This is a genomic window from Kribbella sp. NPDC043289 (assembly GCF_056436705.1).
Genome location: NZ_JBWKCB010000003.1, coordinates 676,150 through 690,907 on the forward strand (window position 1 = coordinate 676,150; position 14,758 = coordinate 690,907).

9 protein-coding genes are annotated in these 14,758 nt (G+C 69.4%); 4 read left to right on the forward strand and 5 right to left on the reverse strand.

Annotated elements, in window-relative coordinates:
- Nucleotides 1-25: 25 nt before the first annotated feature.
- The gene (locus tag AC0662_RS21610) at nt 26-898 is read right to left on the reverse strand and encodes a DUF3152 domain-containing protein (RefSeq protein WP_452199111.1); all 873 of its coding nucleotides are present in this window, start codon (nt 896-898) and stop codon (nt 26-28) included.
- Nucleotides 899-1,013: 115 nt separating this feature from the next.
- Complete coding sequence (locus tag AC0662_RS21615) at nt 1,014-2,207, reverse strand: ATP-binding protein (RefSeq protein WP_452199113.1); 1,194 nt, start codon at nt 2,205-2,207, stop codon at nt 1,014-1,016.
- A gap of 162 nt (nt 2,208-2,369) precedes the next feature.
- Between AC0662_RS21615 and AC0662_RS21620 the strand changes: the two genes are divergently transcribed.
- Nucleotides 2,370-3,386, forward strand: a complete 1,017-nt coding sequence (locus AC0662_RS21620; RefSeq protein ID WP_478302718.1) for a GTP pyrophosphokinase — start codon at nt 2,370-2,372, stop codon at nt 3,384-3,386.
- Here AC0662_RS21620 and AC0662_RS21625 read toward each other — a convergent pair.
- Entirely contained in the window at nt 3,370-4,800 is a 1,431-nt protein-coding gene (locus tag AC0662_RS21625) for an MFS transporter (RefSeq protein ID WP_478302720.1), read from the reverse strand. The genes AC0662_RS21620 and AC0662_RS21625 overlap by 17 nt on opposite strands.
- 179 nt (nt 4,801-4,979) lie before the next feature.
- Here AC0662_RS21625 and AC0662_RS21630 point away from each other — a divergent pair, with 179 nt between their 5' ends.
- From AC0662_RS21630 to AC0662_RS21640, 3 genes are all read left to right on the forward strand, one after another.
- On the forward strand, nt 4,980-6,740 hold the full coding sequence (locus AC0662_RS21630; protein WP_452199119.1) for an ABC transporter transmembrane domain-containing protein: 1,761 nt from the start codon (nt 4,980-4,982) through the stop codon (nt 6,738-6,740).
- The gene (locus tag AC0662_RS21635; RefSeq protein ID WP_452199121.1) at nt 6,737-8,515 is read left to right on the forward strand and encodes an ABC transporter ATP-binding protein; all 1,779 of its coding nucleotides are present in this window, start codon (nt 6,737-6,739) and stop codon (nt 8,513-8,515) included. Before AC0662_RS21630 ends, AC0662_RS21635 begins: the two co-directional genes overlap by 4 nt.
- Before the next feature lie 66 nt (nt 8,516-8,581).
- Nucleotides 8,582-10,369, forward strand: a complete 1,788-nt coding sequence (locus AC0662_RS21640; RefSeq protein WP_478302723.1) for a S9 family peptidase — start codon at nt 8,582-8,584, stop codon at nt 10,367-10,369.
- Here the strand turns inward: AC0662_RS21640 and AC0662_RS21645 are convergent.
- Together AC0662_RS21645 and AC0662_RS21650 are read right to left on the reverse strand one after the other, a co-directional pair.
- Nucleotides 10,341-11,252: a S66 peptidase family protein gene (locus tag AC0662_RS21645; protein ID WP_478302725.1), complete on the reverse strand. Its 912-nt coding sequence runs from the start codon at nt 11,250-11,252 to the stop codon at nt 10,341-10,343. The two genes, AC0662_RS21640 and AC0662_RS21645, sit on opposite strands and share 29 nt — an antisense overlap.
- 10 nt (nt 11,253-11,262) lie before the next feature.
- Nucleotides 11,263-14,634, reverse strand: a complete 3,372-nt coding sequence (locus AC0662_RS21650) for a phosphodiester glycosidase family protein (protein ID WP_478302727.1) — start codon at nt 14,632-14,634, stop codon at nt 11,263-11,265.
- Between the last annotated feature and the right edge of the window lie 124 nt (nt 14,635-14,758).

Consider the following 14,758-nt stretch of genomic DNA (forward strand, 5'->3'; position numbering starts at 1 on the left):
GCTCCCTCCCGTCGTACCCAGTCTCTCAGGTGGCTTTGATGGTGGGCCAGGCGTTCGGCAGGCAGCCGGCCAGGCCCTTCGTCTGCTGCATCATCACCGGTGCGGGGGTCTTCACCTTCGTGCAGGTCGAGTGGCCGTGGCCGAGCGCGTGCCCGACCTCGTGGTTCACCAGGTAGCTGCGGTACATCTCCACGTTCCCGTTGTACGCCGGGATCGCGTAGATCCAGCGCTTCGCGTTGAGTACCACCCGGTCCTCGACGCGGCAGGACACCTCACCGCCGGTGTCGAGGGGCAGACACAGCTTGTCGGTCAGGGTCGGCGTCGCCAGGATGATCCGGAGATCGGCGTCGACGCTGTCCGTCCGCTCGAAGTTCACCGGATGGATCGCCTGCCAGCCCCGCGGGTCGGTCAGCGTCTGGTGGATCGCGGCGGCCACGGCGGCGCCGTTCACCGTTACGCCCTGCTCGATCTCCACGCGGTACGTCAGCTTGTCGCGCACACCGGTCGCCTTGTTGAACCCCGGCACCACGGCCAGCTTGCCGGTCGACACCAGCACGTTCGGCTTCGCACTCTTGGGCTTGCGGGTCAGAGTCGGTGCCGGCCGCAACGGTGTCGTGAACTTCTGCGTCGGCGTCGCCATCGGCGTCGCACTGGGCGAGGGCACCGCGATGTTGTCCGGCACTTCCCGCTGCTCGGCGCTGTTGGCCCCAGCAACCACTTCCGCCGCGAGACTCGCCCGATGCGCCACATCCGGATGCGCGACCACAACGGTCCCCAGCACGGCCAGGGCGGTCACCGTGAACCACTGCCCCTTGTAGGACTTCCGCCTGCTGTGCCTCCCGCCCACCCGCTTCCGCCCAGCCGTCACGGGCCGCTGGCCGCTCCGCCGGGTGGTCATGGCATTTCACCCTACAGAGTCATCACAGAACCCCGAAACCCCCGTTTCAAACCAAGCCCAACCAACAAATCCAAGCCAAGCCTCAACACCATCCGCGAGGTAGCGCCCGAGGAGGTCAGGCGGTGCGGGTGCGGAGGAATTTGCCGAAGTGGGGGACGGTGAAGGCTACGGTGCCGCGTTCGGCGGAGAAGACGAGGCCTTTCTTGATCAGGCCGTCGCGGGCGGGGGAGAGGGACTGGGGTTTGCGCTTGAGGGTGCCGGCGACCTCGGACGTCGGAACGGCGCCGTCGTCGACGCCGATGCCCAGTTCGGCCATGGCGCGCATGTACTCGCGTTCCGCGGGAGTGGCTCGCTCGTACCGCGAACCGAAGAAGCCGACCGTCAGCTCGGCCGACGCCTCGGGTGCCGCGACAGCCACGTCCTTGATGGTGATGGGCGTGGTGGGCGCGTGGTCCCAGGTGGAGTGCGCGAAGGCCTGCACGAAGTACGGGTAGCCGTCGGTCTGCGCGTACAGCTCGTCCAGCGCCTCCTCGTCGTACTGCACGCCTTCGCTCTCCGCCGGGATCATCAGCGCCCGGTCGCACGCGTCGCGGGCCAACCGGTCGACGCGGATGTAGCGGAACAGTCGCTCGGAGTACGACTTGCTGGCGGAGAGCACAGCGGGCAGATGCGGCAGACCGGCGCCGACGACGACCAGCGGCGCGCTCTGCTGTGAGATCTCGTGGCAGGCAGCGCACAGCGCGGACAGGTCGTCCGCGCTGATGTCCTGCATCTCGTCGATGAACAGTCCGACTCCGACCGACAGGTCACCGGCCAGGTCCGCCGCGTCAGTGAACAGCTCGATCAGATCCATCTCCAGGTCACCGGAGTCCGCACGCCCCTTGGCGGCCGCCACGTCGACCGGCGGGTGCCAGCGGATGCCTTTGCGGTCGTTCGCCGCGGTCCGCAACGCGAATGCCTTCAGTACGGCGCTGAACTGGTCGACCCGCTCGTCGTCGCGGTGCCGGTGTCCCAGCTCCCGCATCGCGGTGTGCAGCGCCTGCGCGATCGGCAGCCGGACACTCTGGTCCGGCCGTGCCTCGATCTTCCCGGTGCCCCACGCGCGCTTGATCGCCTGCGATCGCAGCGTGTTGAGCAGCACCGTCTTACCGACGCCCCGGAGCCCGCTGAGTACCAGGCTCCGTTCCGGCCGGCCCGCCGCGACCCGCTCGAGCACCACCTCGAACTGCCGCACCTCGGTGTCACGTCCGGCCAGCTCAGGCGGCCGCTGACCGGCGCCGGGCGCATAGGGATTCCGGATCGGATCCATGCTTTCACTGTATGAGGCCGTCTAGCGTTTTCCGTAGATTGACCAATCAACGACCAGAGCGTGTCGCGAGGACTGTCTACGACTTTCTACCGAATTCACTAGATACCGATAGACACCGCGAGCGACGCCAAGACCACTTCAGGGACCACTAGGGTTCCGCCCATGGTGGAGTGGGTTCCGCAAGCGGGGGCGTTGTACGAACGGGTGCATCAGCAGTACGTCGGTGGCGCGCGCAAGCTCGAGGCGCTGATCAACGAGCTGATCGGTGAAGAGGAAGGCATCAACTACCTGACCGCGACGGCCCGCGCGAAGGACCCGGAGTCGTTCCTCACCAAGGCCTCGAAACCGCACCCGGACGATCCCGCCCGGCCGAAGTACGACGATCCGCTGAACCAGATCACGGACCTGGTCGCGGCCCGGGTGATCACGTTCCTGGTCGAGGCGGTAGACCGGGTGTGTGAGGTGATCGAGGCCGAGTTCGAGATCGTCGAGCACACCGACATGGGTGCGCACACCCGGGCGCAGGGTGTCTTCGGGTACGCGAGCAAGCACTACTTGGTCCGGCTCAACGAGCACCGTCGCGAGCTCCCGGAGTACGCCGTACTGAAGAACCTGGTGATGGAGATCCAGGTCCGGACGGCGGTCCAGCACGCGTGGGCCGAGTTCGAGCACGACATCCGGTACAAGCTCGACATCCCGCCGGACCGCAAGCCGGAGTTCGACCGGCGGTTCCTGCTGGCCGCGGCGTTGATGGAGCTGGCCGACAACGAGTTCACCGAGATCGACCGGCTGTACCGCGAGCTCGCCGCGACCGCGTCGGACAAGGCCCCGCTGGATCTCACCTCGGCCACGTTGACGACGTACCTGACCCGTCGGTACCCGGACGCGCCGCACGCGAAGACGACGCACTACACCTGGATCCTCGGTGTCCTGCACCGCCTCGGCGTCACCACCGAGGAGCAGCTCACCGAACTGCTCACCGGCATCGACAGCCAAGCCGTGCAGGCAGCCATGACCCATCGCGCCCCGGCCGGCACGGTACGCCGCCTCGACGACGACCTGCTCGCCGCGAAGGGACCGGACTACTTGGAACTGTTCCCCGGCGAGGAGCGCCGCCAGAAGATCCTCAAGGGCCGCCTGAAGGCCCTGACCCGCGCCGGCCTCATCCAGCAGCCCTAGATTCCGCCAGCTCGTCGGCAACAGCGGATGCGGTACGGCGGGCCCACTGCGTGGTCGTGATGAGCCCCAGCACGAGTACCAGCAGTCCGCAGCCCGCGATGATGAACCAGCAGAGCTGAGCCGCGTCGACGAACCCCGTCTCGAAAGAGCCGACCAACCGCGCAGTCAGCACCGTACCGACGACGGCGACACCCAGTGAGGCCCCGACCTGGCGACTGGTCGACGCAATCGCGGCTGCGACACCGGCCTGGGCTCGTGGCATCCCGGAGACCGCCGCATTCGTGATCGGCGCGTTCAGCATGCCGAAACCGAGTCCGAAAACCAGATAGCCGATCAGCAACAGCACAGTCGGCGTACTGATCGTCAACCGGGACAGGATCAGACCTGCCGCAGTCAGCATGGTCCCGGCCACGACCAACGGCACTCGTGGGCCACGGTGACCGACCAGCCACCCGGACACCGGCGCGAACACGACAGTCATCGCAGCCATCGGCAACGTCAGCAGGCCGGCATGCAGCGCGCTGAACCCGCGCACCGACTGCAGATAGAGCGAGTTGAGGAACAGGAACCCAGACAGCGCCGAGAAACCGCACACCGCGATCAGAGTGGCACCCGAGAACGGCGCGCTCCGGAAGAACCGCGGATCGAGCAGCGGTTCCTTCCGGCGCCCCTCGTAGTACACGAGCGTCACCAGCGCCGCCACGGCCACCGCGAAGCACCCGAGGATCAGTGGCGACCCCCACCCTGCAGACCGGCCCTCGATGACTCCGTAGGTCAGCCCACCGAGTAGTAGTACGACGAGCACCTGCCCGACCGGGTCGATCCGCCGCGGTACGGCGGCCCGCGACTCCGGCACGAACAGCCTGGTCATCAGGACGGCGAGCACCGCCACCGGCACGTTGATCCAGAAGATGAACCGCCACCCCGGCCCGTCGACCAGCGTGCCGCCGACGACCGGCCCGACCGCCATGCTGAGCCCGACCACCCCGCCCCAGACCCCGATCGCCTGCGCACGCTCGCGCGGGTTGGTGAACGTGTTGGTGATGATCGACATCGCCACCGGGTTCAGCATCGACCCGCCGACGGCCTGCAGCACCCGGAACAGGATCAGCAGGTCGATGGTCGGCGCGACGCCGCACAGCAGCGACCCGATCCCGAAAAGCACCAGCCCGGCCTGGAAGGTCCGTCGCCGCCCGATCCGGTCGGCTGTCGACCCGGACACCATCAACAGGCTCGCCAGCACCAGGGTGTAGGCATCGATCGTCCACTGCAGCTTCTCGACCGACGCTCCGAGCTCCGAACGGATGGCCGGCAGCGCCAGGTTCACGATCGTCGAGTCCAGCCCGACGATGAACAAGCTGGAGCAACAGATGCCGAGAACCAGCAGCCGCCGCCCGCGCGTCAGCTCCTCCACCCGGCTCCTTCCGATCGCCCGTTGAAGACTGTACTACCCGGTTCCGGAAACGATTCCCGAGAGGTTCGCCACAGGACCTGAAAACGGTTTGACGGACTGTCGGCGGCGGCGCCTACGCTTGATGCATTCGCCTGGTCAGGCACCCTTTCTCATCCCTCTATGCCTCTTTGTGAGACGTCATGTCGTTGCGCCTCATTCCGTTCGCCGATCCGGGTGTGCCCGACACCCGGTCCGGTCTCCGACTCATCCTCTGGCTGGAGCACCAGCAGCTGCGCGGGCAGGTCCTCGCAGTCTTCTGGGGGCTCGTCTTCTTCGGTGGCATCGCCGCCGCTCCGGTCGCCGTCGGTCTCGCCGTGCAGGCGGCGATCGACCTTTCCTGGCCCAAGCTGATGCTGGCCGGTGCCCTATTGCTGGTCTTCGGTGCGGCCAAGGCCGGCGCCGACTCGTTCTTCCACCGCGCCGTGGTGACGAACTGGATCAGTACGGCGTCCCGCCTGCAGCAGCTGCTGATGCGCAAAGCAGCGGAGCTGGGCTCGCTGCTGACCCGCCGGATCGCCGCCGGCGAGGTGGTCGCCGTGAGCAGCGGCGACGTCGAGAAGATCGGCTGGTTCGTCGAGGTCCTGGGCCGGTTCGCCGCCGCCCTGCTGACCTGTTTCGCGGTCGTCGTCGGCCTGATGTTCTATGAACCGGAGCTCGGTCTGGTGGTCCTGGTCGCCGTGCCGGTGCTGGCGTTCTCGATCGTCCCGTTGATGGGTCCCGCGGAGCGCCGCGCGGACGAGCAGCGGGCCAAGGGCGGCCGGGCCACCGAGCTGGCCGCCGACACGGTCGCCGGTCTGCGCGTGCTGCGCGGCATCGGCGGTGAGCAGCTGTTCCTGGACCGCTACCGCGAGGCCTCCCAGCAGTACCGGAGCAGCGCGGTCCGCAGCGCCCGGATGTGGGCACTGATCGCGGCCCTCCAGGTGCTGCTGTTCGGCGTGTTCCTGGTGGTCGTGGTCTGGCTCGGCGTGCACCTGGTGACGTCCGGCAAGATCTCGGTCGGCGAGCTCGTCACGACGTACGGGTTCATCACGTTCATGCTGGTGCCGCTGCACACGTTCGAGGAGACGGCGAGCGCGTTCATCTTCTCGAAGGTGTCGGCCCGCCGGGCCGCGCGCGTGCTGTCGCTGCAGCGGACCGACGAGACCAAGGGCACCGGGGAGGCGCAGGCGCCGGAAGGCGATCTGCTCGATCCGGTCACCGGTCTGCACGTCCCGGCCGGGAGCTTCACCGCGGTGGTCTCCGGCAACCCGGACGCCGGTGGTCTGCTGGCAGACCGCCTCGGTGGTCACAGCCCGAGCGCCGATGGCGAGGCGTCGGTGCTGCTCGACGGCGTCGCGCTGGACGACCTCCCGCTGGACTCCGCGCGGACGGTCGTGCTCGTGCAGGACAAGGACCCCGTGCTGTTGTCAGGGACGGTCCGCGACCTGTTCGACGTACCGGCCAGTGGTGCGGTCACGCCGGAGACGGCTCTGGACGCGGCGCAGTGCGAGGACATTCTCGACGTACTGCGGCAGACGCTGCCCGCTGGTGAGTCCGACGCGATGAAGGCGGTGCTGACCGAGCGCGGGCGATCCCTGTCCGGCGGTCAGCGGCAGCGGGTCGCTCTGGCCCGTTCGCTGTACGTCGACCCGCAGGTGCTCGTGCTGGACGAGCCGACCAGTGCGGTGGACGCGCACACCGAAGCGCGGATCGCCGACGGTCTGCGGCTGCTGCGGTCCGGCCGGACCACGGTGGTGTTCACGTCCAGCCCACTGATGCTGGACCGCGCGGAGCGGGTGGTGTTCGTGCCGGACGGCCGCGTCGAAGCGGTCGGCACGCACCACGAGCTGCTGCACACCAACCCGCGGTACCGCGCCGTCGTGACCCGTGAAGACGAATCGACTCTCGAGGAGTCCGTGTGAAGCGCCCGGAGTACGACCCGGCGGCCCCACAGGAAGTAGTGCGGCTCCCGGTGGCAAGTGGCGCGACCGTTCGTGCCTATCTGAAGACGCTGTTCCGCCGGCACCGCCGTGCGTTCCTCTGGCTGACGCTGGTGAACGCGGTGGCGGCGCTGAGCGGCATGGTCGGTCCCTGGCTGCTCGGCAACGTGGTGCAGAAGCTGTCCGAGGGCAAGACCGACGTGAAGCTCCCGTACGTCGTCATCGGTTTCGTGATCGCGCTCGCGGTGCAGACCGTGTTCGTGCGGATGACGCGGTTGCGCGGTGCGGTGCTCGGTGAGGAGATGCTGGCCGACCTCCGCGAGGACTTCCTGGTCCGCGCGGTCGGACTGCCGCCGGGTGTGCTGGAGCGCGCCGGGACGGGTGACCTGCTGTCCCGGATCACCACCGACATCGACCGGCTCTCGCACGCCATGCGGGACGCCGTACCGCAGCTGACGATCGCGATCATCTGGGCGTCACTCCTGATCGGCGCCCTGGTCGTCACCGCACCGCCGCTGGCCGTGGCCGTGGTGATCGCGGCACCGATCCTGATCATCGGTGGCCGCTGGTACTTCCGCCGCGCACCATCGGGGTACCGCTCCGAAGCCGCCGGGTACGCCGCGGTCGCCTCGGCGCTGGCCGAGACGGTCGACGCCGGCCGGACCGTCGAGTCGCACCGGCTCGGTGGCCGCCGGATCGGTCTCGGTGACACCCGCATCGGTCAATGGGTCGCCTGGGAGCGGTACACGCTGTACCTGCGGATGATCCTGTTCCCGGTGATCAACATGACCCACACGGTGGCGCTGGCCGCCGTACTGGTCATCGGTGGCGGTTTCGCGATCCAGGGCTGGCTCACCGTCGGTGCGCTGACCACGGGTGCGCTGTACATCCAGATGCTCGTCGAGCCGGTCAACATGATGATCCGCTGGTACGACGAGCTTCAGGTGGCCCAGGTGTCGCTGGCCCGCCTGGTCGGCGTCCGTGAGGTGGAGACCGAGGAGACGACGAGTGACGCCGAGCCGGACGGCCGGACGGTGCTCGCGGACGACGTACGGTTCGGGTACTTGGAGGGTCGCGACGTACTGCACGGTGTGACGCTGACGGTCGAGCCGGGTGCCCGGGTGGCACTGGTCGGGCCGTCCGGTGCCGGGAAGTCCACGCTGGGCCGGCTGCTGGCCGGCATCTACTCGCCACGCGTCGGCGACATCACCTTGGGTGGCGCGGCGCTGGACCGGATGTCTGCCGAGCAGGTGCGCAGTCATGTTGCCCTGGTCAACCAGGAGCACCACGTGTTCGTGGGCAGTGTGCGCGACAACCTGCGGCTGGCCCGGCAAGACGCGACCGACGCCGACCTCTGGGCGGCGCTGCGCTCGGTGGACGCCGACGGTTGGGTGGCCGGCTTCGACGGCGGTCTGGACACCGAGGTGGGCTCCGGTGGGGTCTCGCTGACGCCGGCCCAGGCGCAGCAGGTCGCGCTGGCCCGGCTGGTGCTCGCCGACCCGCACACGCTGGTCCTGGACGAGGCGACCTCGTTGATGGACCCGCGCGCGGCCCGGCACCTGGAGCGGTCGCTGGCGACCGTGCTGGAAGGCCGGACCGTGGTGGCCATCGCCCACCGGCTGCACACCGCACACGACGCGGACGTGATCGCGGTCGTCGAGGACGGCAAGATTGTCGAGCTCGGCGGCCATGACGAGCTGGTCGGTGCCGAGGGTGCGTACGCCGCACTCTGGCACTCCTGGCACGGCGACCGCTGACGCACCGCCTCTCGTCGGTGGGTGAATCCCAGGCGATTCACCCACCGGCCGTGTGAGGATGAAAGCGTGCTGCTGACGACGCTGTTCTCCTTGCCCACCACCATGGCCCTCGACGTCGACGACGAGGGCCGGCTGCTGGTGCTGTACGACGGCACCGGCACCCGCCAGGTCAACGAGGTCGCACCCGACGGGACGTGGCGTGCACTCACCGACCTCGGTGACACCTGCCGCGGCGCCCGCTTCATCCCGGGCAGCAGCCAGGTGGTCGTCGAGCACGACACCGGCGGCGACGAACGCGGCCAGCTCTCCTTGCTGGACCTGACCGACTCCGGCCTGCCCGCACTGTCCCAACTGGTGCACGACACGCAGTACATCCACCATCTGGTCGCTGCGCGCGCCGGACGGGTTCTCTACACGACGAACCGCCGCAACGGTGTCGACTTCGACCTGGTCGCGCACGAGCTGGCCACCGGCCGCGAGAACGTCCTGTACGACGAGGGCGGCTGGGTGATGGCCGTCGACCCGTCACCCGACGACAAGTGGGTCGTGCTCACGAAGGCCAGCACCCCGGCCAACTCGATGCAGCTCCTGCTGGTCGAGACCTCGAGCCGTGCGGTCACCGAGCTCACCGCGGAAGACGCACACAACGACCAGGGGTCGGTCGCCTGGCTGCCGGACTCGTCCGCGTTCCTGGTGTCCAGCAACGCCGATCGCGACCGGATGGCCCTGCGCCGGTACGACGTGGCGAACGGCACCTGGAGCGACCTGCTGGTGGACGACGCCCGCGACGTGGCCGGGTGGCCCTCACCGAACGGCGAGCACCTGTTGGTCGGCGTACTGGAGGACGGGGAGGTGACGCTGGCGCTGCATCGGCTGGAGGACGGGTCGGCGATCGCGTCGCTCGACCTGCCCGCTGGTGGTACTGCCGCGCTGTCGATGGCCACGCCGGATCCGATCTGGTCGGCCGACGGCTCGTTCGCGGCGATCACCTACAACTCGCCGGTGACGCCGCCGACGGTGTTCCGTTTCGTTCCGGGTGGTGAGCTGACCGCGGTCCGGCCGGCCGACCAGCCCGACGTACCGGCTCAGCTGCGGCATCCGGAGAGTCTGCGGGTGCCGTCGTTCGACGGCGAGCAGGTGCCGGTGTTCGTGTTCCGGCCGACCGGTGCGGACCTGGGGTCGACCGTGGTCCACGTGCACGGTGGTCCGGAGGGTGCCGCGCTGCGGATCTGGAGCCCGATCATCTCCGCGCTGGCGGGCGAGGGACACACGGTCGTCGTACCGAACGTCCGCGGCTCGGCCGGCTACGGGAAGCGCTGGTACTCCCTCGACGACCGCGCGTTGCGGCTCGACTCGGTCAAGGACCTGGCCGCGATCAACGCCTGGCTGCCGACGATCGGTGCCGACCCGAAGCGGGCCGCGCTGTGGGGCGGTTCGTACGGCGGTTACATGGTGCTGGCCGGTGTCGCGTTCCAGCCCGAGCTGTGGGCGGCCGGGGTGGACATCGTCGGGATCGCCTCACTGGTGACGTTCCTGGAGAACACCTCGGCGTACCGGCGTTCGATGCGTGAGCGTGAGTACGGCTACCTGGCGACCGACCGCGAGTTCCTGGCGTCGGCGAGCCCGATCAGCCGGGTCGACGACATCCGGGCGCCGTTGTTCGTCATCCACGGCGCCAACGACCCGCGCGTCCCACTGTCCGAGGCGGAGCAGATCACGGCCGCGCTGACGAAGCGCGGCGTACCGTGCGAGCTGCTCGTGTACCCCGACGAAGGCCACGGCCTCGCCAAGCTCACGAACCGCCTCGACGCCTACCCGCAGGCCTTCACCTTCCTGCGTGACCACCTGGGGTAAGGGTGCCGGCGGTCGCGTCGAGCCGTACCGGCAGTCCGAGCGGTACGGCGAGGTTCAACGCGTCATGTCCGATCGCCGCACCCTCCACCATCGGTACACCGAGTGGCTCCAGCCGCTCGCGGATGAGGTCGTCGACGCCGTCGTCGGCATCACTGAAGTCACCGATCACCACACCGGTGACCTGCTCGAACCACTCGGCCCGCAGCAGCTGCGTCAGCAACCGGTCGGCTCGGTACGACTCCTCGTTGACGTCCTCGAGGACGACGACACCCGCCGGCGGCGCGTAGGTCGGCGTACCGACGCTGGACGCGAGCATCGCCAGGTTGCCGCCGCGCAACGGCCCCTCGGCGACCCCGTCGACCACGGTGCGCGCACCCACCGGTGCGAGCAGGTCGGTGACGCTCTCCGGCTCGAACAGCAACGCCCGCAGCCGCTCACGCCCCTCGGCGTTCTCCAACTGCTCCACCGCGGCCGCCATCGGGCCGTGGACCGTCACCAGTCCCCGCGCGTTCAGCGGCTCGTGCAGCGCCGTGATGTCGCTGAACCCGACAAACCACTTCGGTACGGCGGCCAGCTCGTCGAGGTCGACGTACTCGAGCATCCGCTGGACGCCGTACCCCCCGCGCGCGCAGAACACCGCGGCGAACTGCGGGTCCAGCCAGGCGTTCCGCAGATCGTCGGCGCGTGCCTTGTCGTCGGCGGCCAGGTACCGGAACCGGTCGTGCCCGGCGAGCACCGCCGGCAGCACGACCACCTCGAGCCCCCAGGACTCGAGGTGCCGCTGCCCGATCGCGAGCCGCGCCACGTCCACTCGCCCGGAAGGCGCCACAACGGCAACCCGATCACCACTCCGCAGCCGCTGCGGCACCACTACGTCTGTCACCCGGCTGAACCTACCAATTGACCGTGATCGTCGTGCTCTTCGAGACCCCGTTCACGGTCACGCCCAGCTCTGCGGTGCCAGGACGCAGCGCGGTGACCTGACCGGTCGCCGGGTCGTACGACGCGACCGCCCAGAAGGGAGCGGTCTTCGCCGGACCGACGTACAGCTGCTGCGAACCGAACCAGTCGGACGACACCGGGAACGCCACCGGAACCCGGCGGCCCTCCTGGACGACGGTCGCCGCCGCCGGACCGGACTGGCCGCGGCGCAGCGTCGCCGGGGCGGACAGCTCGAGCGAATCGACGTGCGGCCGCAGCTCGACCTGGAACCAGGACCGCTCCGGCGCCGACCAGTTCCGCTCGCCCGCGGCCGCCGCGGGCACCTTCGGATCGATCCCGACGAGCGCCCACCCGGTGAAGCCACCCGCGTCCGGAGCGGCAGCCGGCGACTTCCCCGAGTTGCCCGTCAGCGGCAGCAGTACGCCGTCAGTGCGGGTCGCCGCGAACGTCCCGGCATGCCCCGCCATGTACGCCGCACCCTTGCCGGTCGAGGCCCGGAAATCCGCGAGCCACTTCACGATCATCGCGGCTTCCTTGCGGTCACCGAGCTGCGAGTTCTGCGTCGGCGACGGGTCGTCGATCGGGTGATGCGCCATCACCACGACGTTCTTGATCGACTTGTCCGTGGCGGCCGAGTCGAGCTGCTTGCGCAGGTCGAGGATCTGGTCGAACCCACCGGCCCGCAGCGACCCCAGCGACGAGTCGCGCAGGATGAACCGGGTGCCCTTGTGATCGAACGTGCTGCTCGCGGCGCCGAAGACCTTCTTCCACTCGGACAGGTCGCCCGGCCCGTACGTCTCGTGGTTGCCCGGCACGTAGTGCACCGGCACCTTGCCGGCCACTTCCTCGTCGATGATCTGCTTGGCCAGCGCGATGTCCGGCCCGAACGCCCGGTCGACGAAGTCGCCGTTGATCACCAGGAAGTCGGGGTTCTGCGCGAGGGCCTCGCGGATCGTCCGGCGCGCCTGCTTCACGTAGTCCGAGTTCGGGTCGTCGGAGGTGAACTGCGCGTCCGACATCACCGCGAACCGCCAGCGGCCGCTGGTCTGGACGGTCCCGTCGGTGACCACCATCGGGTCGATCACCTTCGCCGGCGGGTCCATCGTCACCGGCGGCGCGCTGCGCACGGTCAGGTCGTCGATCACGATCCGTCCGGAGTACTGGCGGGTCGGCGAGGTCTCCACGACGTAGATCCGCCAGAACCGCAGCGGCATCGCGAGTCCGGCCGGGATGTCCGCCTCGACGTACTTCCAGCCGGTCCAGTCGATCGTCGCGGCGAGGTTCAGCGTCTGCGCCGTACCACCGGCCGCGTCGTACGCGTTCGCGCGCAGCCACGCGCCCTTGCCGTCGCCGTACACCCAGGCGCCGAGCTTCTGCGGCTGCCCCGGAATCGTCTGCTGCGGGGTCTGCGACAGGTACGCCGCCCGCGTGGCAGTGCTGCCCGTCAGCGAGTAGTCGAGCGCGATCGCCTGACCACCGTCATGCCCCTCCGCGGCGGACCGCGACGCCGTCGCCGCACCGACCGGTACGGCGTTCGCCGCCCACTTGGTGACATCGTCGAGCTCGTCGACCACCGTGCTCGCCAGACCGGCCGTGACGCTGAGCTGCGTGCTCAGCCCGCCGACGGTCGCGGTCACCACGGTCGCCACCGCTTCGTTGCTCAGGGCACTGGCTTCGAACCCATTGCCCTTCGCAACGATCTTGACCTTCGTCGCGTCGTAGCTGAGTTTCACGTCGCGCGGCTCGATCCAGGTCGAGAAGCCGTCGGCGTCGTACCCGTCGATCTCGAAGAAGCCCTTGGCGGCCGTGTCCGCGAGCGACACCTGGCGGCTCGACGGGGCGAGGCGGGCCGGCGTACCGAGCACTGTCATCGGGAACCTTCCGTTCGCCGCACCGCGCGTGGCGGTGACGATCGCGTCGCCTGCCTTGCGGCCGGTGACCACACCGTTCTGATCGACGCGGACGTTACTTCCGGCGTACCAGAGCGGCGTACCCGAGGCGGGGGCGTAGGTCTCGTCGTACCCGGTGGCCTTGAGGACCCGGGTGAGTCCGGTGAGGACGCGCGAGCTGCGGGAGAGGTCGGCGTCCTGGTCGGCCTCGGCGGTACCGGTGGACTCGACGCGGTAGCCGGTGAGCTTGCCGGAACCCTTGACCGGCAGCAGGCCGAGACCGTTCGGGATCAGCCGCTCGCCGCCGTCCGACGGGTCGTTGACGACCTTCGGCGCGGCCTGGCCCGGCGTCCGGGCGAGCATCGTCGAGGAGCCGCCGCCGTCCAGGTTCAGGGCGTCGTCGGCGCCGAGGCTGATCATCAGCTCGCCCATCTCCTTCAGCGACAGGCCGCGGGATCCGGTGGCCCGGCCGTCGACGGTGAGCAGGAACATCCGGCTGCCGTCGGCGTCGAACCCGATCGCGGTCCGCGGCGCGAGGTCGGCGTCCGGCACCGTGGCCGGGACCTTGCCGTCCTTCGCGAGCTGGTAGTTGCCGCTGACTGCGGTCGCGACGTCGGCGGCGTCCGGGCGCAGGCCGTACTCGACGTCGACCTTGTCGCCGATCGCGAACGCGGCCAGCGCGTCGGCGCCCGCCTCGCGTCCGATCAGCGCCTGCTCGCCGGCGGCCAACGGGGTGGTGGCCGGAGTGGTGGCCGAGCTGACGACCACTCCGTCGCGAAGGATCACCTCGCGCACGGTCGGCAGGCCGTCGACGGTCCGGGTCCGGGCCGCGTCGCCCCACTCCGGGGTGTAGAGGCCGATGCCGCCACTGTTGACGGCCGGCGAGTTGAGGTTGGTCAGTGCGAGCTTCGTGGCGCCGTCGGCCGCCGTACCCTGCAGGAAGAGCTGGGCGATCTTGCCGAGGCCGTCCTTGCCGATCACCGCGGTGTCGTTGTGGCCGGCCGCCGGGGCGTTCAGCAGCTTGCCGCTCTGCTCGACGCCGACGCCGAGCGGGGCGGTGGTGTCGTTGATGTCGAAGAAGTCACCGTTCACACCGGCGATCGCACCCTTGCGGGCGAGCTGCTGGCTGAGTGGCTGGCCGCCGGACACCTTGCCGCCGTTGGTGACCAGGTCGACGGTCACACCGTGCTTGTCCAGGTCGGTGTCCAGGATGTCGCCGCGCTGCCAGCCCTTCGGGTCAAGACGCTCGAAGGACGTGTAGTTCACGCCAGGCGCGACGGGTCCGTCGACGCGCGACGTCAGTACGCCGTCCTCGGCGATCGCGGCGTCCGGAATGCCCGGCGTACCGGGCCGGGCGAGCGCTGGATTGACGAGGACGCCGGCCAACAGACCACCAACGCCGAGCGCTGTGGTCAAGGGACGGATGAGCGACACAAAAGCCTCCCCAACGGTGGACGGACGCGGTTATCCGACGCCGCGCGCGCTACCGCCGTGTGAGGCGAAGGTGTACGCCGGTCAACCGACCGGTGACAAAGTAACCCCTGCGATCACTGTGTGG